Below are 24123 nucleotides of genomic sequence, written 5' to 3' on the forward strand. Positions count from 1 at the left end.
AACGCCCTTCTAAGGCGTGGGCCAGGGGTTCGAATCCCTTAAGACGCACCATATTTCGGGGTGTAGCGCAGATGGGAGCGCGCGTGGTTTGGGACCATGAGGTCGCAGGTTCAATCCCTGTCACCCCGACCATTTTAAAAAATAAGATATGCGGGTATAACTCAGTGGTAGAGTGCTAGCCTTCCAAGCTAGTTATGAGGGTTCGATTCCCTCTACCCGCTCCATTTTTTTTATTTTTTGAGGAATTAATCATGCACCCATAGCTCATTAGGATAGAGCGCTGGACTTCGAATCCATCGGTGGCAGGTTCAAATCCTGTTGGGTGTACCAGTGAGATTAAACTTAGAACGTTTTCGTTATAGGTCATTTTAGTATAGAGACTGCATTAGAAAGCTATAAAACATGAGATAATATAAATTATATATTAATACTAGAGTTAGACAGATATTATACTATCTGTCTTTTTGTTTGTGTACATTATCTATAAAAGAACAAAAAGATGTTATTACAAATTTAAAAGCTCTTGGTGATAATAAATCACTAGGAGCTTTTTCTAACATATTCAGCATGTACACAATGTAATGGATGAAATTCATAAATATTAACATATTATCTTATTTTATTTTATTTTATAATATATATGAATTAATTTGGGTCACTACTAAATGTTAATTAAGTAGTAATATCTAACTCCTTTTTGCTAAGATAGTATTCATATAAATTTTTGATAAATATCTTTACTATATTATATATAGGAACTGCAAGGAAGGCTGCGAAGAAACCTCCAAAGTATACACTGATTGTTACAACTAATATAGTTGTAAGTGGATGCATGTTAAGCTGATTACCAGTAATATTTGGAGTTATAACATTGCCTTCTAATTGTTGTACTACTACAGTGAGAATTGCAATTTTAATTAGCATTCCAAGGCCCATACTTAGGGCAATTAGGATGGCTGGCAATATACCAAGTATTACACCTAAGAAAGGAATAAATGCAGTTATGATGGAAAATAGACATAGTACAAGGGCATTAGGCATTCCAATTATAACATACCCTATGAACATTAACACACCTATTACAGAGGCAACCATTACTTGAGAGGTTATATAGTGCTTTAAGGCTGTGTCAATTTCATGAAGAATTTTTAAAAATATAGATTTGATCTTCAATGGTAAGAAATTGGAGAATGCACCAAATATCTTTCTATCATCCTTCAATATATAAAACATAATTATAGGGATTAATATCATTTGAGCGAAGAAGTTACCTATAGAACTAGCGAATCCATACACATTTTTTGTAATATCGGTAAAAGAATTTACTAAATAGTTAGCACCTTGTTGGAGAATATCTCCTAGATTAAAAAAGTTACTTATTTCTGGAAATAAATATCCATATTTATTTGTTAGACCTTGAACTGAATCTATAATGCTTAAAATTAAGCTTTCTCCTTGTGTTGCAATAATGGAAGAAGCATAAGTGAAGATGTAGATGATAAGAACTAATATTAATAGTATTGATATAGCAGTAGCTAAACCACTAGAAAGATTCTTTTTCTGTAGAAATCTTTTAACAGGCCGAACTAGATAATATAGGAAAATCGCTAGGACCATGGGAATAAACATGGCATTTAAGATTGTAGTTATAGGGGATAGTACGAAGTTCATCTTGCTAAATAGAAGAAACCCAACTAGAATTAAATTAATTATAACAAGACGTTGTATTGTTTTAGAGTTCGTATTCATATTCATATTTGCCTCCTTGTATTTCTATATAAATGCAATTAATTATATACACTACTAGTATTCTTAGATTATTAAAATTAACAATAATCTAAGATAAATTGTATTTATGTTTTGTAAATGGATAGTTACTGAAAGACATGTAGTATGAAAAAAAATTAATTTTAATAGATTATACATCAATGTAAGGATATCATATATATGTATTTACATATATATGATATCGTGAAATTAACAATATATTAAAAAATGCATGCTAGAGATATTCTAGCATGCTAAGTTAAAAATATTTTAATCATGAAGGGTAGATAAAATTTTTGGATATTCTTCATCTATTGATCTAAATATCAAAGCAAGCATTTGAAAAATAAGATCCGCATCAAAATTATTGTTGAATGGGATAGATATTTTTGCACTTATTACATCGCTATCCTCATAAAAGGATATATATTTATATGTAGAATTTAATTGGTTGAAAAGAGAATATAATCTATATTTATCTAAGTTATTAGGTACAGAAACTATATGAAAGCAGAATATATCAGCTAAAGTATCATCATCTCTTAATGCTATAACTGCTCTTCTTTCTTGTCCACCACCTAAAACTGGTTTTGTAACACCATCTACAGTAATCTTTTCAGGAAAAGTAAATATTGTAAAGTCATCTAGGTTAAGGCCTTTATTCATATAAATTTTATGTTGATTTATATAATTCTCAAATTCTATTGCATTATTTCTCATAGAAATTATCCCCCCTGTAAATATTTTTTGAATATTACATAATTAATGTAATAATAATTATCTCATAAAAGTAACATTTAGTAAATAGAAATTAAGCAACTTAATATTATATGATATAAAAATTAAATATATTACTAATCTGTGGATAAAACTGGGGATAATGTGGAAAAAAATGTAAAACCAATTGAAATCATTATGATATTTTTGAGTTTGTTGCTTTTTCAACCTTAGATATTAAATAATCTTGTAATTCATTACAACGTTCTTTACTCATAGGGTCAACACCTTCTAATCTATATTTTAATCCCATAGTTTCATATTTGTTAACACCGAGCAGATGATATGGTAGCAATTCAATTTTATCAACGTTAGGAATTTCATCTGTAATAATAGTGCTTATCTTATTCATATGTTCTTCGGTGTCAGTATAACCAGGAACTACAACATGTCTAACCCAAACTCTAGTGTTAGAATTTCTTAGAGCAGATAAAAATGTGTTAATATCCTTAGTATTTCTTCCAGTTAGAATAACATAGCCATCACTATTAATATGCTTTATATCTAATAACACTAAATCTGTATACCTTAAAATCTCATGGTAATTACCATCTCCATAGCCAGCAGTATCAATAGTGGTATGGATTCCATGTTCTTTACATTTCTTTAATAGCTCTAATAAAAATTTTGGTTGCATAAGGGGGTCTCCACCTGAAAATGTAACGCCACCACCAGAACGAGAAAAATATGGTTTAAATCTAAGAAGTTTTTTTATTAGTTCATCAGTAGTAACTTCAATACCATCTTTTATATGCCATGTGTCGGGATTATGACAGTAAGCGCATCTTAATTTACATCCTTGAAAGAAGACTACAGTTCTTATTCCAGGACCATCTACAAGTCCCATACTTTCTATTGAATGAATTCGACCCTTTTCCATTTTAAAAGACCTCCTAATGTTCATAGAAATAATATAATTAATTTTATACAAAAATAACTTAGAAATTTCTCTATAAAATTAATTATTATGATTTTATAAGTATAATAGAAATACCTGTTTTATCAGGCATTTCTATTAATTTATATTTAATTTACATATTACATTGATGCATGGAATGTTCTGTTTATAACATCTAATTGTTGTTCTCTTGTTAACTTAATAAAGTTTACAGCATATCCGGAAACTCTAATAGTTAATTGAGGATATGCTTCTGGATGATCCATAGCATCTAATAAAGTTTCTCTATTAAACACATTTACATTTAGATGATGGGCATTTTGTCCAAAATATCCATCCAGTAAGTTACTTAAGTTAGAAATTCTTTCGTCAGATGACTTTCCTAATGCATCAGGTATTATTGAGAATGTGTTAGAAATACCATCTTGTGAATCTTCATATGGTAATTTAGCAACTGAGTTTAATGATGCTAATGAACCACTGTTATCTCTTCCGTGCATTGGGTTAGCACCTGGTGCAAATGGTTCTCCTGATTTTCTTCCACATGGGGTTGTACCAGTTTTCTTACCATAAACAACGTTTGAAGTTATAGTAAGTACTGATTGAGTGTGGTATGCATTTCTGTAAGTAGTATTTTTTCTGATTTTTTTCATCATATTTTGAACTAAGTATACAGCAATATCATCTACTCTATCATCGTCATTTCCGTATTTAGGGAAGTCTCCTTCAATTTCGAAGTCAATAGCTATTCCTTGATCATTTCTTATTGGCTTAACTTTAGCATATTTAATTGCTGATAGTGAGTCAGCACATACTGAAAGTCCTGCTATACCACAAGCCATTGTTCTGAATACGTCTCTGTCATGTAAGGCCATTTGTAATGATTCATATGAATATTTATCATGCATGTAGTGAATGATATTTAATGTATTAACATAAAGGTTAGCTAACCAATCTGTCATAACATCAAATTTTTCAATTACCTCATCATAATTTAGGTATTCTGAAGAGATTCCTTCCATTTTAGGTGCAACTTGTACTCCTGACTTTTCATCTACACCACCGTTTATAGTGTAAAGTAAAGTTTTAGCTAAGTTAACTCTAGCTCCGAAGAATTGCATTTGCTTACCAACTCTCATTGCAGATACGCAACAAGCTATAGCGTAGTCATCTCCCCAGTAAGGTGCCATTAAATCATCATTTTCGTATTGAACAGAGCTTGTATCAATAGAAACCTTTGAACAGAAGTCTTTAAATCCTTGTGGTAATCTTGTTGACCATAATACAGTTAGGTTTGGCTCTGGAGATGCACCTAAAGTATATAGTGTGTTAAGCATTCTGAATGAATTCTTAGTTACTAGAGCTCTTCCATCTAATCCCATACCACCGATTGATTCAGTAACCCAAGTTGGATCACCAGAGAATAAATCGTTATACTCTTGACCTCTTAAGAATTTAACTAATCTTAACTTCATTACAAAGTGATCAACGATTTCTTGAGCTTGTTCTTCAGTTAAGATTCCACTTTCTAAATCTCTTTGAACATAGATGTCAAGAAAAGTAGATGTTCTACCAAGAGACATTGCTGCACCATTTTGTTGTTTTATTGAACCTAGGTACCCAAAGTATAACCATTGAACAGCTTCTTGAGTGTTACTTGCAGGTGCTGATATGTCAAGACCATAGCTAGCTGCCATTCCTTTTAATTCTTTAAGTGCAACTATTTGATCTGAAAGTTCTTCTCTTAATCTAATTACATCTGAATCAATAGTTCCAACTTCTAGAGTCTTCTTTTGAGCTAGTTTATCTTCTATTAATCTGTCAACTCCATATAGAGCAACTCTTCTGTAGTCACCTATTATTCTACCCCTACCGTAAGCATCAGGAAGACCAGTTACGATACCATATTTTCTAGCAATTTTCATCTCATCTGTATAAGCATCGAAAACACCTTGGTTATGAGTTTTTCTGTATTTGGTAAAAATTTCTGAAATTGAAGGGTTAACTTCATAGCCATAAGACTTAGCTGCATTTTCAGCTGTTCTTATTCCACCTTGAGGCATAACAGCTCTCTTAAGTGGTGCGTCAGTTTGAACTCCAACAATCTTTTCTATTGCCTTATCTATATATCCTGGTTTGTATTCATTGATACCTGATACTGTATTAGTATCAACGTCTAAAACACCGCCATTATCTCTTTCTTGTTTCAATAATTTGCTTACTTCATCCCATAACTTAGTAGTAGCTTCAGTAGCTCCAGTTAAGAATGATGAATCTCCTTCATATGTTGTATAGTTTTTTTGGATGAAGTTTCTTACATTAATTTCCTTTTTCCATACTCCGCCTTTAAAGCCATTCCATTGATCAAACATATTACATCCTCCTAAATATTAAAGTTAAATATTATCTATAAAAATATTTAAAAATTAAATTACAATTAAAAAACACATTATATTAAACTGTTATACACTATAAAAAAGGTAAAGAATATATACTTAGATTTCTAAGTGTTCTGTGTTTCATCTGTTATAATTGTACAACTATAACAGATGAAACACAACTACTTTTTCTCGTGTTTTTACAAGTTGGAATATTCAGAAAAATAAAATCAACAAAGAATTTTATTTGATTAAAATACAAATAAAATTCAAATGCAAGATTGAAAAAAATATTATTCATAATTTGCTTCTTCCCACAATGAATATAACAGTTTTCTGAAAGTTTGAAACAAAATAATTTTATTTTATTAAAAATGTAATTGTGATTAATAAAATTATGCTATAAGACATATACTTAGTAAGTAATTTATAATAAATAAGAAAATAATTAACATCGGTTTAATATTAGGTTTAACTTTTAAAATATATAAATTTAAACTAAATTAACATAAAAAAATGTTAATTTAGCTTAAGTTGAGTTATAATGTTTTTGTGTGTATATTATTTGTTACAAATAACTACTAAATGATATACTATTAATAATGAAATTAACTATGGAGGTATAAACTGTGCGTAAAAAACCAAGTATGTTTAGTAAAGACTATCGTAGAAAATTAAAACTAAGACGTATAAAATACATGACTATACTTGTATTTTTAATTATAATAATAGTATTAGGGGGAACGTTAATTTCCTCTAACAAAGGTTTTTCATATATTAGAAGTCTTTTTTCACAAAATGATTCTGAAAAAGAAATTAATATGCCAGTAGAGAATGAAAATGAAGAAAAAATCATTGAAGAAGAACCTAATATAACTACTTTTGAGGCTATATTAAAATCAGGTAAAAAGATTGTTATTAATTATGAAGAAATTGATGGTAAAAGAAAATTTAGTATTATAGAGAATGAATCAGAAGTTCAATGTAACTTGTCTCCATCTCAAGAAAGAGTTTTAATACTTGATAGGACAGCTCAGGATATGTATTTGGTGAATCTTGATGAGGAATTGGTTAACATCACAAATTCTCAATATGTAGCAACTACAAATGAAATTTTCAAAAAAGATGATGTTCTAAATTATAATCCTTCATATAAATGGATTGAAAGTGCACAATTTATAGATGACACTCACATTGCATATACTAGCGGATTACCGTGGATAAATGATACTGGAGATAGATATCTATGGATATTTAATTTGGAAGATGGTAAACATACTGGATACTTTAACATTAAAGGTAAAGAGGTTACATTTGGTCAAATCACAAATGTAGGAATTGCTGTTTCTGTAGATGGTAAACAGTTTACAGTAGATAAAGACGGAAAAATAGTTCAATAGATAAAAGTAAAAAACAGTTCAGTAGATATATAACCATAAAAGTGTTGTAAATAGTAACATGATTATTGTATAATTTATTAGGTGATATTTATTTTATTATCATAAATTTAGAGTATAATATATTATATGTGGACATTAAGTATGAAAGATACTATTTACTTTATTAAATTTATGTTATAATTTTAAAAAATATAAGAGTTGGTAATATTAGGAGGAAGAAGTAATGAACGTTAAAATGGAGAAATTAGAAAAGAACGTTGTTAAATTGGAAGTAACAGTAGGAGCAGATAAGTTTGCAGAGGCTATTAAAAAGTCTTATGCTAAAAATGTTAAGAGTTTTAACATACCTGGTTTTAGAAAAGGTAAAGCTCCAATGAATATGATTAAACAATATTATGGAGAAAGTGCTTTATATGAAGATGCAATAAACTATATATATGATACAACATATCCACAAGCATTAAATGAAAATAAAATAAATCCAGTGGATTACCCATCTTTAGATATAATACAAATTGGTGAGGGTAAAGAGTTTATATATACTGCATTAGTACCTGTTGTGCCTGAAGTAGAATTAGGTGCATATAAAGGAATAGAAGCTAAAAAAGAAATAGCAGAAGTTACAGCTGATGATGTAGAAAATAAAGTTAAAGAATTACAAGCTCAAAACACAAGAGTTGAAGTTAAAGAAGGAACTATAGTAAAAGGCGATATAGCTGTTATAGACTTTAAAGGATATATTGATGGAGTTGCATTTGAAGGTGGAGAAGGTAATGATTTTGAATTAGAAATAGGATCAGGTAGCTTCATCGATACTTTCGAAGATCAATTAGTTGGATTATCTGCAGGAGAGTCTAAGGACGTTAATGTTACTTTCCCAGAGCAATATGGTAAAGATGACTTAAATGGTAAGCCTGCTAAATTTGAAGTAACTATTAAATCTGTTAAGAATAAAGAGTTACCAGAAATAACTGATGAATTTGCTAGTGAAGTTTCAGAATTTGAGACTTTAGAAGAACTTAGAAATAGTATTAAAGAAGAACTAAAAAAAGCTAATGAAATTAAAGCTATAAATGAATATGAAACAGCTGTTATGGAAGCTGTAGTAGCTAATGCTAATGTAGAAATCCCAGATGCTATGGTAAATAGAGAGTTAGATGGAATGCTACAAGATTTAGAAAATAGATTAAAATATCAAGGATTAGACATAACAAGCTACTTTAAGTTTACAAACACAACTGAGGTAGAATTTAGAGAGCAAATGAAAGACATAGCAACTAAAAATGTTAAAAATGAGTTAGTAATAAGTGAAATTGCTAAAGCTGAAAAAGTTGAAGCTTCAGAAGATGAAATAAAAGAAAAAGCTACAGAAATAGCTAGCAAATATGGAGAAGTAGATAAATTAGAAGAAACAGTTGAACGTTTAGTTAAAGTTCAAAGAGAGTATCTTGGAATTCAAATAGTAAATGAAAAAATTAAAAATATTATAATGGAAAATAGTAAATCTATTTAAATTAATTGATAATTGCCAGTATATACTGGCAATTATTTTAAAAAAATTAGGTTAAAATAATTTTTATTAGGATATAATAGTAAATATTCTAATATATTTACAATAGCGAGGAGGTTGTATTTATGAGCTTTGTACCAATGGTTGTAGAACAAACTGGTAAAGGGGAAAGATCTTATGATATATATTCTAGGTTATTAAAGGAGAGAATTATATTTTTATCAGATGAAGTAAATGATGTTACAGCAAGTTTAACTGTTGCACAACTTCTGTTTTTAGAATCTGAAGACCCTGATAAAGATATATACTTATATATAAACAGCCCAGGAGGATCAATAACTTCTGGAATGGCCATTTATGATACTATGAATTATATCAAACCTGAAGTTTCTACTATATGTATAGGAATGGCTGCATCTATGGGAGCATTTTTACTTGCTGCAGGACAAAAGGGAAAAAGATATGCACTACCCAATAGTGAAATAATGATACATCAACCGCTAGGCGGGTTTAAGGGTCAAGCAACGGATATTGATATCCATGCAAGAAGAATTTTAAAAACAAAAGAAACACTTAATGAAATTTTAAGTGAAAGAACTGGTCAATCCCTAGATAAGATAAAAAATGATGTTGAAAGAGATTATTTTATGTCAGCAGATGAAGCTAAAGAATATGGGTTAGTAGATGAAGTAATAATTAAAAAGAAATAGCTTTAAAGGGGTGTCAACATGCCAAAAAATGAAGAAAAGAAAAAGTTTAAATGTTCTTTTTGTGGGAAAAGTGAAGAACAAGTAAGAAGACTTATTGCAGGTCCTGGGGTATATATATGTGATGAGTGCATAGAGCTTTGTTCAGAAATCATAGTAGATGAAAGAGAAGAAGATGTGCAAATTGACATGGGTACATTACCTAAACCTAAAGAAATTAGAAAGTATCTAGATCAATATGTTGTAGGACAAAATGATGCAAAAAAGGCATTATCGGTAGCGGTATATAATCACTACAAAAGAATAAATTCAACTGTTGTAGATAATGATATAGAACTTCAAAAAAGTAATATACTTCTTTTAGGACCTACAGGCTCAGGGAAGACTCTATTAGCACAAACTCTAGCTAGGATGTTAAATGTACCATTTGCTATAGCAGATGCTACTACTCTTACAGAAGCAGGTTATGTAGGTGAAGATGTAGAAAATATTTTATTAAAGTTAATTCAAAACTCTGATTATGATGTAGAAAGAGCAGAGAGAGGAATTATCTACATAGATGAAATAGATAAAATTGCACGTAAATCAGAAAACCCATCTATAACTCGTGATGTTTCAGGCGAAGGAGTACAACAAGCACTACTTAAAATTCTTGAAGGAACTGTATCCTCTGTACCACCACAAGGTGGAAGGAAACATCCACATCAAGAATTCATTCAGATAAATACATCTAATATACTGTTTATTTGTGGTGGAGCTTTTGATGGATTAGAAAAAATTATTACAAGAAGAACTCAAAAATCAGCTATGGGATTTGGGGCAGAAGTTGTATCAAAAGAAAATCAAGACTTAGGCGGATTGTTCAAACAAATAATGCCAGGAGACTTATTAAAATTCGGATTAATTCCAGAGTTTGTAGGAAGAATTCCTGTAATAGTAACTTTAGATAATTTAGATGAAGATGCACTTGTGAAAATATTAAGTGAGCCTAAAAATGCACTAGTAAAACAATATCAAAAGCTTCTAGAAATAGATGATGTAAAGCTTGAGTTTGATGAAGCATCACTTAAAGCAATAGCAAAAGAGGCTATTAAGAGAAGTACAGGAGCGAGAGGCTTAAGAGCTATAATAGAAGATATCATGCAAGAAGTAATGTATGAGGTTCCTTCACGTGAGGAAGTAGAAAAGGTAATAGTACATGAAGAAACCTTAACTACTAAAATACCTGAATATATTATTGCAGATAATGGGAAAAGAGAACCATTAAAATTAGAAAATAAGAAGGGTGTAAAAAGAACACCTGAACTTGCATAAAATGAAAAAAACTGCTGATTTTCAGCAGTTTTTTCATTTTATAGAATATTAATCCAAAATATTGAGAATAATACTATTGTGAGTTATTAATTAATTAATGAAAGGGAGGGAGAGTTAGTTTGCTATAAATAGTAGGCTAGTATTTATATGGAACAAGTAGGGATATTAATAATGATGATACAATTATTAGTTACAATTGTAATGGGAGTTTATTTTTTTAATGCATTAAAAGGGCAAAAATCATCTAAGGTTACAATCAATAAAGAAAATACTAAGGAAATAGAAAAACTTAGAAAGATGAAAAGTATAAGTTTGACTGAACCTCTAACAGAAAAGAGTAGACCTGCAAATTTTAATGATATTATTGGTCAAGAAAAAGGAATTAAAGCATTGAAAGCAGCCATATGTGGACCTAATCCACAACATGTAATAATATACGGTCCACCAGGTGTAGGAAAAACAGCGGCAGCTCGATTGGTATTGGAAGCTGCAAAATTAATAGATTCTTCCCCGTTTAAATCATCTTCAGCATTTATAGAAATAGATGCAACAACTATTAGGTTTGATGAAAGAGGAATAGCAGATCCACTAATTGGTTCTGTCCATGATCCTATATATCAGGGAGCAGGTCCTTTGGGGATTGCAGGGGTTCCACAACCGAAACCAGGAGCAGTTACAAAGGCACATGGAGGGATTCTTTTCATAGATGAAATAGGGGAATTACATCCTATAGAAATGAACAAATTGCTTAAGGTTCTTGAAGATAGAAAGGTATTTCTTGATAGTGCTTATTATAATGGTGAAGATCCTAACATGCCATCCTATATAAAAGAAATATTTGAAGAAGGACTTCCGGCAGATTTTAGGCTTATAAGTGCAACAACTAGAAGCCCAGAGGAAATAGTTCCAGCAATAAGATCTAGGTGTGTTGAAATATTTTTTAGAGCTTTAGATGGAGATGAAGTAGAAATAATTGCAAGAAATGCAGCTAGCAAAATTGGGATATTGATGGACGATAAAGCAGCACAGCTTGTAGGTATGTATGCAAATAATGGTCGTGATGCAGTAAATTTAGTTCAATTAGCTTGTGGAATTGTAATAAATGAGAATAGAGATACAATTGGTGTGAATGAAGTACAATGGGTAATAGAAAATGGTCAATACTCTCCAAGACCTAATAAAAAAATATGTTCAAAGCCAAAGGTTGGATACGTTAATGGATTGGCAGTATATGGTTCTAATATTGGTTCTGTAATGGAGATTGAAGCAAGCGCCATAAAAACAAAGGGTCAAGATGGTGTAGTTAAGATAACAGGAATAGTTGAAGAGGAAGAATTGGGAGATAAAGGAAGGAGGTTAAGAAGAAAGAGTACTGCTAGAAATTCTGTAGATAATGTAATTACAGTATTAGAAAGATTCTATAACATTGATGTAAAAAAGTATGATATACATGTTAACTTTCCAGGAGGTGTTCCAGTGGATGGACCTTCAGCTGGGGTAAGTATGACTACGGCAATATATAGCGCTATTACAGGGAAATGTGTAGATAATAAAGTAGCAATGACGGGTGAGATTTCTATTCACGGAGAAGTCAAACCTGTAGGTGGAGTTACAGCAAAGATTACTGGAGCTATTAAAGCAGGAGCAACAAAGGTACTAATACCAAAGGAGAACTGGCAAGATGTGTATAAGGATTATAAAGAAGTGAAAATAATTCCATTAAGTAGTATAAAAGAAATTATTGACGAATCCATAATACAAGAGCCAGTACTTCGCATAAATGTGAATAATAAAGAGCAAAGTTTTGGATTGAAAGCATCATCACCACAATTAGATGCATAAATTAATCCCTATAGGAGTTTAGAAAATAATAAACTTCTGTAGGGATTAATTTAATTGAAAAAATACATTTTTATAGGTATAATATACTAGTCTAATTATAAATTAGTGAGGTAATCACATATTTTTAATATTTTATATATAGGATATAAAGATTTAAACAGAAACGAGGAGATAGTATGGACAATACATTAACAAAGCTTCCGTTAATTCCTTTAAGGGGATTGAGCATTTTCCCACATATGGCTTTGAATTTTGACATTGGAAGAGATAAATCAATTGAAGCAGTTAATGAAGCTATGAATAATAATCAAAAAATATTTGTAGTAGCGCAAAGGGAAGCGAGCATAGAGGAGCCTAATAGAGAGGATATATATAACATAGGGTGTGTATGTACCATAAAGCAATTTATGAAACTTCCTGGAAATCACTTAAGAGTATTAGTTGAAGGAGAATATAGAGCTAAGCTAGTAAATTATTTTCATGAAGAACAATGTTTATGGGGTGAAGTTGAAGAACTTAAAGATGTACAAATAGAAGAAGAAACAGAATCGCAAGGGTATAAGAATTCATTAAATAACATGTTTAGTGAATATTTAGAGTTAGTAGGAGAAGAGTTTAAGGAGATTATAGTAGAGCTAGAAGAGGAAGAAGACAGTAGCATATATTGTGATGTTATAAGTGCATTCTTACCTTTAAAAGCAGATTTAAAACAGGAACTATTAGAAGTTACATCTATTAAGGAAAAGATGGAGAAACTGTTAGTTATATTAAAAAAAGAGATAGAAATAGTTAAGATAGAAAAAATTATTGGGAATAAGGTGAAAGCTAGAGTTAGTGAATCGCAAAAGGAATACTATCTAAGAGAACAGTTAAAGGTAATCCAAGAAGAGCTTGGAGAAGAGGATGAGCTTACTCGAGAATTATCAAACTATGAGAAACTTATAGTAAAGGCTAAGTTACCTAAGGAAGTAAAAGTTAAGGTTGAATATGAGATGAGCAGACTTAAAAATGTTGGAATTTCATCTCAAGAGGGTTCAGTTATTAAGACTTATCTTGATACTATTTTAGATATGCCTTGGAATAGGCTAACAAAAGACAATTTAGACATAAAAAATGCTAGGATGGTCTTAGATAATGAGCATTATGGATTAGAGGATGTTAAGGAAAGAATTATAGAGCATTTAGCAGTGAGAAAGATGAGTAAATCATTAAAATCACCTATAATGTGCCTTGTAGGACCTCCTGGAGTAGGAAAAACATCAATTGCTAAATCAGTAGCCAATTCATTGGGAAGAAAGTTTGTAAGAATGAGTTTGGGTGGAGTAAGAGATGAAGCTGAAATAAGAGGTCATAGAAAGACTTATATAGGGGCAATACCGGGAAGAATTGCATCTGCACTAAAAGAAGCTGGCTATAAAAATCCTGTATGTCTTTTAGATGAAATTGATAAAGTGTCTAAGGATTATAAGGGAAATATAGAAGATGCACTATTAGAAGTTTTAGATTCAGAACAAAACAACAGTTTTAGAGATCACTATCTTGATGTAGAATTTGATTTATCTAAGGTTTTATTTATAACTACGGCAAATACACTGGATACCATATCTAGACCACTCCTCGATAGAATGGAGATAATTGAAGTTTCAGGATATACTACTGAAGAAAAATTTGAAATAGGGAAAAGGTATTTGATTCCTAAAGTTATGAAAGAATACTCAGTAGAAGAACATCAAATTGCAATTACAGAAACTGCAATAAGAACAATAATAGAGAGATATACAAGGGAATCTGGAGTTAGAAGTTTAGAGAGGAAGATATCCTCAGTAATTAGAAAAGCCATAACTGAGATTATGGAAGGGGATAAAGAAAAGATAACAATTAATCCTGTGATTGTTAAGAAATACTTAGGTTCTGAAGTTTATAATTATGATGATTTAGAAAAGGAAGATAAAATCGGAGTAGTTACTGGACTTGCATGGACAGGATATGGTGGTGATACACTTCCAGTGGAAGCAGCTGTAATGGAGGGTGATGGTAAACTTCAACTTACAGGTCAACTTGGAGATGTAATGAAGGAGTCAGCAAAAGCAGGATATAGTTATGTTAGGGCTCATTGTAATGAATATGGTATAGATAAGAACTTTTATAAAGGTAAAGATATACATATTCATATACCAGAGGGTGCAATTCCAAAGGATGGACCTTCTGCGGGAATAACTATGGTTACAGCTATGATTTCTGCATTAAGTGGAAGAAAAATAAATTATTCTGTTGCAATGACAGGGGAAATAACTTTAACTGGAAGAGTACTTCCTATAGGTGGACTTAAAGAAAAAAGCTTAGCAGCTTATAGAATGGGGATAAAAACTATAATTATTCCTAAAGATAATGAGAAGGATTTAAAGGATGTACCGAAGGTTATCAAGAGTAAAATAAAATTTATACCAGTAGAAAAAATAGAAGATGTATTGAAGAATGCACTAATTGGAGAGATTAAAAATGGAAATTAAACAATCGGAATTTAAAATTTCAGCAGTAAAACCTGCTCAATACCCAGATGATGGAATGGTAGAGATAGCATTTGTTGGAAGATCTAATGTAGGAAAATCATCACTAATTAATACTTTGACGAACAGAAGAAAATTAGTTAAGGTAAGTGGGACGCCAGGAAAGACTAGACTTATAAACTTTTTCACAATAAATAATGGTTTCTATTTTGTAGATTTACCTGGTTATGGATATGCAAAGGTATCTAAAAGTGAACAAGCTAACTGGGGAGGAATGATGGAATTATATCTTACTAATAGGCATCAGCTTAAAAAAGTTATGTTGTTAGTAGATTCTAGACATAAACCAACTGGTGATGATATATTAATGTATGATTGGATTAAGCACTATGGCTATGAAGTTATAGTTGTAGCTACTAAAAAAGATAAACTTAAGAAATCTGAATTGCAAAGAAGTAGCAAAGTGATAAGAGAGACTTTGAATCTTTCTAATGACGATAAAATTATGTTTTTCTCATCGTTAAACAGAGATGGTAAAGAAGAATTACTTGAGGAAATATCCAGGGGCTTAGATATATAATATGTAATAGGGCTATTGAATAAATTTCAATAGCCTTTTATTAAATACTATAATATTCATTTGTGATTTTACATATAATTAATATATGTTCAAAAGGATGGGGTGTTTATTTGAAATTCATAGGAAATTTATTTATTATAATTATGCTTTATATTTTGCCATTAATTATTTACTTAAAAAGTGTTACCTTTAATAAAAATTCTGGATTAATTAAGAGTATTGTAACAATAGGATATATAGGAATATATTTTCTTTTGCCTGAGATGTTTACTAATATACTGCCATTCATTTTAATCTTATTTATTTTAATCCACTGGAAAAATTCTGAAGAGTATCGTAAAGAATATGAAAAGTATAGGTTTTCATTAGGAGAATTTAAATTAAGAAAAGCAATTAAGTATGTGGCTATTACATATGGTCTTATATTAATAGCCGCTACTATAAGTTATTATGTATTGTTATTTTTTAACATTCCAATGGAACAACAAGATGTAGTAACGATGCTAGACAATTATGATCTTATTTCCTTTAGTATAACTGTACCATTCACTGTAATATTTGCTCCAGTTGTAGAAGAGTTTACTTTTAGATATATACTTTTTAGTAAATTGTTTAGAGATAATTTAAATAGGAGAGTTTCATTTTTAACAACAGCATTTATTGTTAGTACTTTATTTGCTGGAGCACATTTTAGTATAACTGCATTTGCAATGCTGTTTACCATAAGTTTTTATAATTGTTACTTAATTGAGAAAAAGGGATTTTGGTATGCTGTTTTTACACATGTGGTCATTAATGGAGTAACAACAACTGCTTTACTTGTAAATAAATTACTGTAACATGAATTTAAGAGTCATTTTATAATTTTTCAATTGAAGAATTATAAAATGACTTTTTTATCACCAATTTTATGTGAAAACATATATTGTAGTATAAAGACTAAAGAAAAAGATTGAATGTAAAAACATTCATTAATTATAAAGAAACTATTTTATATGAGAAAAAAATATAAGTGTCAAAACCAAATGAAAATCATATATTATACTATACAAATGATGATATATAAATACAAAATGTAATAGGAGGATAAAAATATGGGTGACTATTCAAGTCTATTTCAAATGTTAGGTAACACGTGTACAGATGGAAATACATCTCCAATATCATCAGGATTTGGTGGTGGTAAAATACTAATTTGGATAATACTATTCTGTATTTTCTGTAGAGGCGGAAGCGGATTTGGTTTCGGAGGTGGTTGTGGAGGAAACACTGGAAGTAATTGTGGATGTGGTGGAAACTCTGGAAACAACAATTGTTGTGGATGTGGTGGAAACTGCGGAAATAATTGTGGATGTGGTGGAAACTGGGGAAATAATTGTTCTTGCTGTGATTGCTGTTGCTGTAAAGAACGTTGCTGTTGCTGTGGTGGAACAATAAAAGGAAGAAGAAAAGAAGAAAGCTATATTTTAGATGTAATTCCAAATTGCTGTGGAAATACGAACCAATGTGGTAATAGTGGCTGGGGCGGAAACAGTGGTTTATGTGGATTTGGAGGCAATTGGTGCATAATAATTCTAATAATAGCAATTTTCTTTATTAGAAAAGATTCACCTTGTAAAACAGAAATTTGCTAAAGTTTAAAAATGTAAAAAGCAGAAAGAGAAAAAAAGATAAATAAAGACAGGAGGAATAAATGAATGTGTGGATGTTCAAATAACAAATTTAATTCTCAACCTTGTACTATTCTTTTAATAATAGTTATTCTTGCAAATCAAGGATTACTAGATAGTTCACCAAAATCTAAAAACGCATTAACATTGCTTTTCTTATATTGGTTATGTGGATTCAATGGAGGTTGCGGAAATAATAACTCAGGACAAAGGCAAGTAAATAACTGTGGATGTCAATGTGGTTGCAGATGTGAATGCAAACAGAGCTGTTGTAAGTGTAAATGCAAAGAAAAAAAATGCAAATGTAAAAGAATAAGAGTATGTTGTAATAACTAACAATTAAATTTTAGATAACAAAGGAATTAATAATAAGCTACCATGAGCAGATATAAAATTAGAATAGTATTAAACTAAAGTTATTAAGTGATTAATTAATGATAATAAGAAAAGGAGATATGATTATGTTTGGATGTGGAAATACAGGGAATATGGGATATTCAGGATGTGGATTTCAACCATGTACAATCCTATTATTAATCCTAATTCTTAATAATCAATGTTTACTAGATACTCATTGCAATCCAAGTGCTAAAAATGCATTAACTTTAATATTCTTATTTTGGTTATGTGGATTCAATAAATCAGGATGTAACAGTGGTTACAATATAGGATGCGGTCAAAATATGGGATGTGGTTGTGGAAACAACAATAGTAGATGCTGCTGCAAGTGTAGATGTTGCTAGATAATACAATCAATTATAATATATTTTAACAAAAGAGATGATTTCTTACAGTAGATAGAACTAACAGAAGATAAAATAGGATGTAAACCATGGCCCATTTTAGGGGGGTTTCTAGAAAGGTAAGAAAATTAGCAGTCCATGTTTTCATGGATTGCTTTTTTAAAATTTTATAATAAATATGTAGAGAGGTGAGCTAATGGGAAAGCATAAACATAGAAGAAGAGAAAGAGAAGATGGGTATGAACAAGATCATAGTAATGGTGGATACATGGGTGGCTATAATGGGAATATGCCTATGAATGGTAATATGCCTATGAATGGTGGCAATATGGGCCAAGGAATGAATGGAAACCAAATGGATATGAACAATAATCAAATGGCGATGAATAATAATCAGATGGGAATGAATGGAAACTTAATGAATATGATGAATGGGAATAATCCATTGGCAAGTATACTTGGAGGTATGGGAGGAAATTCAGGTGGAATTCTTGAGTTAATCAATATGTTAGGCTTGGGCGGAGGATCAGGACTCAGTGATGGTGGTGGAGATATAATGAGCATGATATCATCTTTGCTAGGTGGTGGTAATGCACAAAATGCTGCTTCAGGGTTAAATAGTCAACAAAATAAAAAATCTAACTCTATAGAAGATTTATTATCTCAAATTACACCTCAAGATATTGAACAAATCCAAAATATGTTGGGAAATATGAATTCCAAGAATCCAAGTAACGAAAATGTAAAGGGTGGAAATGCAGAAAATAAAAAGGCTGAAGAGTCTGTAGATGAAATACTTGCAAATCTTGATTTTAATGCAATACTAAATAATATGAACAACATGAATCTTTCAAACATGGATTTCTCCAATATAGATTTAAATGATGTAGACATAAATAATATTATAAAAGGTGATGGATTTACACAAGGTAATGTTACGACAGTAAGGGATGAAGATATAGTTGAGGAGAACATATTTAGAGAGGGAAAGGAGTTAACTCAAGAAGAATCTACTAAACTCATAAATATACTTATAAAACTCATAGACCCTAATAAGATAAAGTTATTACAAAAGGTTTTAGATGAGTATAAAAAGTAGTAAGAGATTAAATTTTTTTTAAATTTCTGTATAAAAATATTAAATTGGTTGATAATAAATAATGTAATGGGAGTTAAAATCTCCATAGCCTCTAAAAGAAATTTTAGAGGTCCCCCCCATCCCCCTTGGGACCTAATAGGTCCCTTTTTATTTTTTTGACATGAATTCAGCCTTAAATTCATTTGGTGTGTATATTGGTTATTTAATATATATTAACAGAAGTAATTTTAAATGGATAAATATCATCAGCGTAGGTGTTTAGCATGAGGTTAACAGTAATATTACTAATTTTTTTATTATCTAAACTACTGGTTACTCTAAAATTTAGTATCCAGTTTTCACAGGTGATGTTTCCATCATTGTCCCATGCTAGGTCAGTAAAGTATCCATCCTGAAATTTATAATAGTTTGAACCGTTTGCAAGCCTAAAAATGTTCTCAAGATCTGTACCCCTTATTTGAGAATAGAAATAGTTTGGAATAGATAAATATTCATTAGGGAGACTCTCCATAAGACAGATAAAATTATTTATAGTATCACTACCGGGTAAATTGTCAGTTAAAGTTGAGTTAAATTCCTTTAGAGTTCCTTTATTGTACAAGTATCCATTGAAATTCATATTCCCATTGACAAAATTACCTGAGATAACCTTAGGTGTTTTACTGTTGGAGCTATCAACAAATCCAACTATGTTATTATCAGAGCAAAATATATCATCATAGCCTAAACCATTCCAAGAGAAGATATGTTGTATTGGTTTATTATGAAAAGAACTTTGAATAAATATTTCTTTAGAATTATCTCTAGAAATATCTAAAGTAGAAACACGCACAGGCCAATAATCGGAGTATTCCCCAAGGGTTTGTAGGTCTTTTTTATAATTGAGACTATAAGTTTTATTATCGTTTAAATCTATTTGAGAAATTAGGCCACTATCATTTTTTTTCACAAGAATAGTATCCTTTTTATTGTCTCCATTTAAATCTTCATGAATTATACTTTCTTTATCATATAGATTAAAAACGTTTTTTATTATGTTAGAATCTCTAGAAGAAAAGAGTTTTATAAAACATAAAATTGTTAATACAAGTAGAAAAGTATTAAACAGCTTATTGGGAAAATTTAACTTTTTGTACACTATAATCACCTCTCAGTAAATTATATGTAATACACTGATTAATAATTAATAAAAAATGATAAATAAAAAAGAGATTAGATTTACTAATCTCTTAATTTGATTTTTGACACTCTGGGCATATCCCATAAAAATATACTTTATTAGAAATAATCTCATAATTGGTATTATCTTTAACACTAGAATTTAAGTGGTCAAAGTTAACCCCATCTAAATCATCAACTTTAGAACAATTTATGCAGTGAATATGAGGATGGGATTGATAAGAACCATCATATCTAAAGTTACCTTCACCTACATTAATCTCTTGTATAAGATTGACTTCTACTAAAACTTTTAAGGTTTTATATACCGTAGCTAGGCTCATTGTAGGATAAAGCTCTTTAAGTGCTTTATGAATTGTTTCAGCTGATGGATGTTCTTTTGTAGATTTTAAGTAATTATATACGGCTATACGCTGAGGTGTAAGTTTAAGCTTTTTGTCTTTAAAAACTTGTGTAAAATTAATATCCATTTAATCACCTCTGAAGTTATTTGTTATAGGTATTATATAATAAATATTATCCAGTGTAAAGAAGTAAAGAAATAAACCTATTATTTGAAAATATTACATAAATATTTTAATAGGGTTCAAATATAAAATAATAAATTAAATTTAATTTATTATTTTAATTCAATTAATCTAAAGTTAATCATATATATATTATATGAGAGGAGGAGAATGACTTGAAAAAAACATATGTGTTAGATACTAATGTTATACTTTACTCATCAGGGTCTTTATTGTCTTTTGGTAATAATGATGTTGTAATACCTGAGGTTGTATTAGAGGAATTGGATGATTTTAAGAAGAATAAAACAGAGCTTGGATTAAATGCAAGGCAAGCATCAAGAATTATCGATGGATTAAGGAAACTTGGAAATTTAAATATGGGAGTGACTCTTCCAAATGGTGGAAAATTAAGAATAGAAACTAATTGTTTAGGGACTGAAATACCTGAGTTTTGGGATAGAAAGAAGGCAGATAATAGAATACTTCAAGTATGTAAAGGGCTAAAGGATGAAGGTGAGGAAGTTATACTAATTACAAAAGACACTTTTGAAAGAATAAAGGCAGACATTGTAAATATAAAGAGTGAAGATTTTTATGAAAAGGTGGTTCCACAAGAGGATGAACAATATACAGGAAGAATGGAGGTTTATATCTCAGCTGAAAAACTTTCAGAATTCTATGCAAAAAAAATTATATCTAAGGCTGATGTGTTATGTTATTTAGAAGATAGTGATGAATATTACACTCCGAATCTTTATGTAAATCAATTTCTTGTAATGTATTCATTAGAAAATAAAAAACAGAGTGCACTGGGAAGATTTGATGGTACAAATATAGTTAATTTACACTATAAAGATAATAAACCACTTGGGTTAAGCACAAGAAATGTAGGGCAAAGATTTATGTTAGAATGTTTGTTTACTGATTCTACTGCTGCTCCACTAAGTATAATAAAAGGACCAGCAGGCACTGCAAAAACACTATTTTCTTTAGCTGTTGGACTGCAAAAAATTATTGAAGATGAAAGTGGGGAGTATAGAAAAATATTAGTATGTAGACCCAATGTAACTATGGACGAAGAAATCGGATTTTTACCAGGTACTGAAGAACAGAAAATATCACCATTTATGCGACCTATATTTGATAATTTAGAAGTGTTAGTGGATTCAGATGAAAAAGAAAGGTATAGCAATGAAAAGGAGCTTCAGGACAAGGTAAGTGAATTATTTGATAGAAGAATAATAACTACGGAGGCTATTGCATATTTAAGGGGACGGTCAATAATTAGACAGTGGGTAATTATTGATGAAGCACAAAATCTTTCTCCAAAACAGGTAAAGGCTATAACTACAAGAGTTGGAGAAGGTACAAAACTTATACTAATAGGAGATCCAGATCAAATAGATCATCCATTCATGGATTCTAGATCTAACGGTTTATGTTATGCTTCAGAAAGAATGAAGGGAAGTAAGCTTTGCTATCAAGTATCCTTAAAGTATGAGGAATGTGAAAGATCACCATTGTCATATGAGGCAGCCAAGCGCTTATAGAAGTATATTATCTGTAGGGTGAGTTCTAACTCATAAATAAGAACAGAATGTAAGTATATGAAGAATTAATTAGTAGTGTAAATAATACTGATTAATTCTTCATATTTTTCCATTAAAATAATTAATACATACTTAATTTAGATTCAAACATTAAGATTTTAAAAGAAGGGTTAAGTGAATTATGAAATTGACTTAAAAAATAATATGGAAATATGGTATACTAGGAGTATTGTAGAAGGAGGGGGAAAAATGAGTGATTACATATTGGCAAAGATACTTGTAATACCAGCAGTACTAGTAGCATTTACATTTAAAGGCTATGTGCAAGCAAAGATAGCTATGAGATTAGGTGATGATACTCCAAAGCAATATGGGAGAGATACATTTAATCCATTAAGACATATTGACATAATGGGATTCGTTTTTATGATTCTTGTAGGGTTTGGATGGATAAAGCCAGTAGAAATTAACAGATCAAATTTCAAAGATTATTATAAGGATGATTTGAAAGTAAGTTTTGGAGGGTTAGCTACTACTCTAGTAATAGGAATTATAGCTACAATTATTTCAGTTGTATATGGAAAATATATACCAGGAAATAAACTTACATTAATAATATATATGATTATTTTAAATATTGCTAAGTTAAATTGTATATGGTTTGTATTAAATTTACTTCCTATACCGGGCTTTGATGGTTTCCGTATCATAGAAAATTTATTAAGGGAGAAAGCAAACCACTTTCAATCTATAATGTATAAAAATAATATGATTATCCTTATCATATTGATATTTCCATTCATAGGGAATAAATCTATTCTGGACATAGTAGTAGGAATACCAGGTATGATAATATTTGATATGATTTCTAGAATAGCTTCATCTGTTTTTTAAGGTATAATCTATGTTGAAAAACTGTATAACTTAAAATGTGTTAGATTTTTAATATTAAACCAAAGTTAAGGAGAGAAATTTTATGAGACTTAGAAAGAAATACTGGGCAAGACCAGAATTAGAAGCTAGTGGTGTGGTAATATATAGTAAATATGACCACTGTGGAAAATGGAATGATGAGTTTGGAAATAATAATCCCATTCATTTAGAACTTGGGTGTGGTATGGGGGGACATATTACTAAAAGAGCAGAAAAAAGTAAGGATATAAACTATATTGGAATAGATCTAAAGGATGAGGTTGTAGTATACGCTCTAAGAAAAGTTAAGGCATCTAGAAAGAATGAAGATATAGAAGAAAAGGATATAAATGCTAGACTTATGGTGCTTAACATAATGTTAATTGACAATGTGTTTGGAAAAGATGAGATAGATAGAATATATATAAATTTCTGCAATCCTTGGCCAAAGAAAAGTCATAATAAGAGAAGGCTTACTTATACTAAATTTTTAGAGTCATATAAAAAGTTTCTTAAACCAGGTGGGGAGATTTGGTTTAAAACTGATGATGAAGGCCTATTTAATGATTCTCAGGAATATTTTAAGGAAAGTGGGTTTTCATTAGAATTCCTAACTTATGATTTACATAAAAGTGGTTTTGAAGATAATATAGTAACTGAGTATGAAAGTAAATTTACTTCAATGGGTATGAACACTATGTTTTTGGTTGCAAAATTAAAATAGTATTAATAAATAGATTGTATTAAAAGTTTAGTCTGTGAAGTTTTATGGAGTATACTC

Annotated in this window: 21 protein-coding genes and 3 tRNA genes; 18 read left to right on the forward strand and 6 right to left on the reverse strand. The window is 30.2% G+C overall.

What is annotated here, in order from left to right; all coding sequences use genetic code 11:
* Positions 1-56 precede the first annotated feature (56 nt).
* The 3 genes from RSD37_RS14175 to RSD37_RS14185 all read left to right on the forward strand — a co-directional run bounded on the left by RSD37_RS14175 (position 57) and on the right by RSD37_RS14185 (position 330).
* Positions 57-132: transfer RNA gene (locus tag RSD37_RS14175), tRNA-Pro, on the forward strand.
* A gap of 18 nt (positions 133-150) precedes the next feature.
* Positions 151-224 (forward strand) — tRNA-Gly (locus tag RSD37_RS14180).
* Positions 225-253: 29 nt separating this feature from the next.
* A tRNA-Arg gene (locus RSD37_RS14185) sits at positions 254-330 on the forward strand.
* A gap of 342 nt (positions 331-672) precedes the next feature.
* On the opposite strand, the gene RSD37_RS14190 is transcribed toward RSD37_RS14185, so the two are convergent.
* The 4 genes from RSD37_RS14190 to pflB all read right to left on the reverse strand — a co-directional run bounded on the left by RSD37_RS14190 (position 673) and on the right by pflB (position 5814).
* The gene (locus RSD37_RS14190) at positions 673-1755 is read right to left on the reverse strand and encodes an AI-2E family transporter (protein ID WP_346947398.1); all 1083 of its coding nucleotides are present in this window, start codon (positions 1753-1755) and stop codon (positions 673-675) included.
* Positions 1756-2037: 282 nt separating this feature from the next.
* Positions 2038-2487 carry a hypothetical protein gene (locus RSD37_RS14195; RefSeq protein ID WP_346947399.1) on the reverse strand — a complete coding sequence of 150 codons (450 nt, stop codon included), beginning with the start codon at positions 2485-2487 and terminating at the stop codon, positions 2038-2040.
* A gap of 193 nt (positions 2488-2680) precedes the next feature.
* Positions 2681-3424: a pyruvate formate-lyase-activating protein gene (pflA, locus tag RSD37_RS14200; protein ID WP_346947400.1), complete on the reverse strand. Its 744-nt coding sequence runs from the start codon at positions 3422-3424 to the stop codon at positions 2681-2683.
* Positions 3425-3582: 158 nt separating this feature from the next.
* On the reverse strand, positions 3583-5814 hold the full coding sequence (gene pflB / locus RSD37_RS14205; RefSeq protein ID WP_346947401.1) for a formate C-acetyltransferase: 2232 nt from the start codon (positions 5812-5814) through the stop codon (positions 3583-3585).
* A 635-nt stretch (positions 5815-6449) separates the two neighbouring features.
* Between pflB and RSD37_RS14210 the strand changes: the two genes are divergently transcribed.
* The 12 genes from RSD37_RS14210 to RSD37_RS14265 all read left to right on the forward strand — a co-directional run bounded on the left by RSD37_RS14210 (position 6450) and on the right by RSD37_RS14265 (position 19192).
* Positions 6450-7220, forward strand: a complete 771-nt coding sequence (locus RSD37_RS14210; RefSeq protein WP_346947402.1) for a hypothetical protein — start codon at positions 6450-6452, stop codon at positions 7218-7220.
* Between the two features lie 223 nt (positions 7221-7443).
* Positions 7444-8733: a trigger factor gene (tig, locus tag RSD37_RS14215; RefSeq protein WP_346947403.1), complete on the forward strand. Its 1290-nt coding sequence runs from the start codon at positions 7444-7446 to the stop codon at positions 8731-8733.
* A 122-nt stretch (positions 8734-8855) separates the two neighbouring features.
* Positions 8856-9440 (forward strand): ATP-dependent Clp endopeptidase proteolytic subunit ClpP, encoded by a 585-nt coding sequence (clpP, locus tag RSD37_RS14220; protein ID WP_346947404.1) that lies wholly within the window; start codon positions 8856-8858, stop codon positions 9438-9440.
* 18 nt (positions 9441-9458) lie between these two features.
* Complete coding sequence (clpX, locus tag RSD37_RS14225) at positions 9459-10751, forward strand: ATP-dependent Clp protease ATP-binding subunit ClpX (RefSeq protein WP_346947405.1); 1293 nt, start codon at positions 9459-9461, stop codon at positions 10749-10751.
* 171 nt (positions 10752-10922) lie between these two features.
* Positions 10923-12593, forward strand: a complete 1671-nt coding sequence (lonB, locus tag RSD37_RS14230; RefSeq protein ID WP_346947406.1) for an ATP-dependent protease LonB — start codon at positions 10923-10925, stop codon at positions 12591-12593.
* Positions 12594-12769: 176 nt separating this feature from the next.
* Positions 12770-15103 carry an endopeptidase La gene (gene lon / locus RSD37_RS14235; RefSeq protein ID WP_346947407.1) on the forward strand — a complete coding sequence of 778 codons (2334 nt, stop codon included), beginning with the start codon at positions 12770-12772 and terminating at the stop codon, positions 15101-15103.
* On the forward strand, positions 15093-15680 hold the full coding sequence (gene yihA / locus RSD37_RS14240) for a ribosome biogenesis GTP-binding protein YihA/YsxC (protein ID WP_346947408.1): 588 nt from the start codon (positions 15093-15095) through the stop codon (positions 15678-15680). Before lon ends, yihA begins: the two co-directional genes overlap by 11 nt.
* Positions 15681-15790: 110 nt before the next feature.
* Positions 15791-16519 (forward strand): CPBP family intramembrane glutamic endopeptidase, encoded by a 729-nt coding sequence (locus RSD37_RS14245; RefSeq protein WP_346947409.1) that lies wholly within the window; start codon positions 15791-15793, stop codon positions 16517-16519.
* Between the two features lie 255 nt (positions 16520-16774).
* Positions 16775-17314 carry a hypothetical protein gene (locus RSD37_RS14250; protein WP_346947410.1) on the forward strand — a complete coding sequence of 180 codons (540 nt, stop codon included), beginning with the start codon at positions 16775-16777 and terminating at the stop codon, positions 17312-17314.
* Between the two features lie 63 nt (positions 17315-17377).
* Positions 17378-17686, forward strand: a complete 309-nt coding sequence (locus tag RSD37_RS14255) for a hypothetical protein (protein ID WP_346947411.1) — start codon at positions 17378-17380, stop codon at positions 17684-17686.
* Between the two features lie 98 nt (positions 17687-17784).
* Positions 17785-18093 carry a hypothetical protein gene (locus tag RSD37_RS14260; protein WP_346947412.1) on the forward strand — a complete coding sequence of 103 codons (309 nt, stop codon included), beginning with the start codon at positions 17785-17787 and terminating at the stop codon, positions 18091-18093.
* A 196-nt stretch (positions 18094-18289) separates the two neighbouring features.
* Positions 18290-19192 carry a hypothetical protein gene (locus RSD37_RS14265; RefSeq protein WP_346947413.1) on the forward strand — a complete coding sequence of 301 codons (903 nt, stop codon included), beginning with the start codon at positions 18290-18292 and terminating at the stop codon, positions 19190-19192.
* A gap of 202 nt (positions 19193-19394) precedes the next feature.
* Here RSD37_RS14265 and RSD37_RS14270 read toward each other — a convergent pair whose 3' ends face one another.
* Positions 19395-20330 (reverse strand): hypothetical protein, encoded by a 936-nt coding sequence (locus tag RSD37_RS14270; RefSeq protein WP_346947414.1) that lies wholly within the window; start codon positions 20328-20330, stop codon positions 19395-19397.
* A 91-nt stretch (positions 20331-20421) separates the two neighbouring features.
* Positions 20422-20841, reverse strand: a complete 420-nt coding sequence (locus RSD37_RS14275) for a Fur family transcriptional regulator (protein ID WP_346947415.1) — start codon at positions 20839-20841, stop codon at positions 20422-20424.
* A 212-nt stretch (positions 20842-21053) separates the two neighbouring features.
* On the opposite strand from RSD37_RS14275, the gene RSD37_RS14280 reads away from it, so the two are divergent.
* The 3 genes from RSD37_RS14280 (at position 21054) to trmB (ending at position 24066) form a co-directional block, all read left to right on the forward strand.
* A complete protein-coding gene (locus RSD37_RS14280) occupies positions 21054-22430 on the forward strand; it encodes a PhoH family protein (RefSeq protein ID WP_346947416.1) in 1377 nt (458 codons plus the stop codon).
* A 249-nt stretch (positions 22431-22679) separates the two neighbouring features.
* Entirely contained in the window at positions 22680-23324 is a 645-nt protein-coding gene (locus RSD37_RS14285) for a site-2 protease family protein (protein WP_346947417.1), read from the forward strand.
* Between the two features lie 82 nt (positions 23325-23406).
* Positions 23407-24066, forward strand: a complete 660-nt coding sequence (gene trmB / locus RSD37_RS14290) for a tRNA (guanosine(46)-N7)-methyltransferase TrmB (protein ID WP_346947418.1) — start codon at positions 23407-23409, stop codon at positions 24064-24066.
* Positions 24067-24123: the final 57 nt, after the last annotated feature.

The organism is Clostridium sp. (genome assembly GCF_036646415.1).
Lineage (GTDB): Bacteria > Bacillota > Clostridia > Clostridiales > Clostridiaceae > Clostridium_J.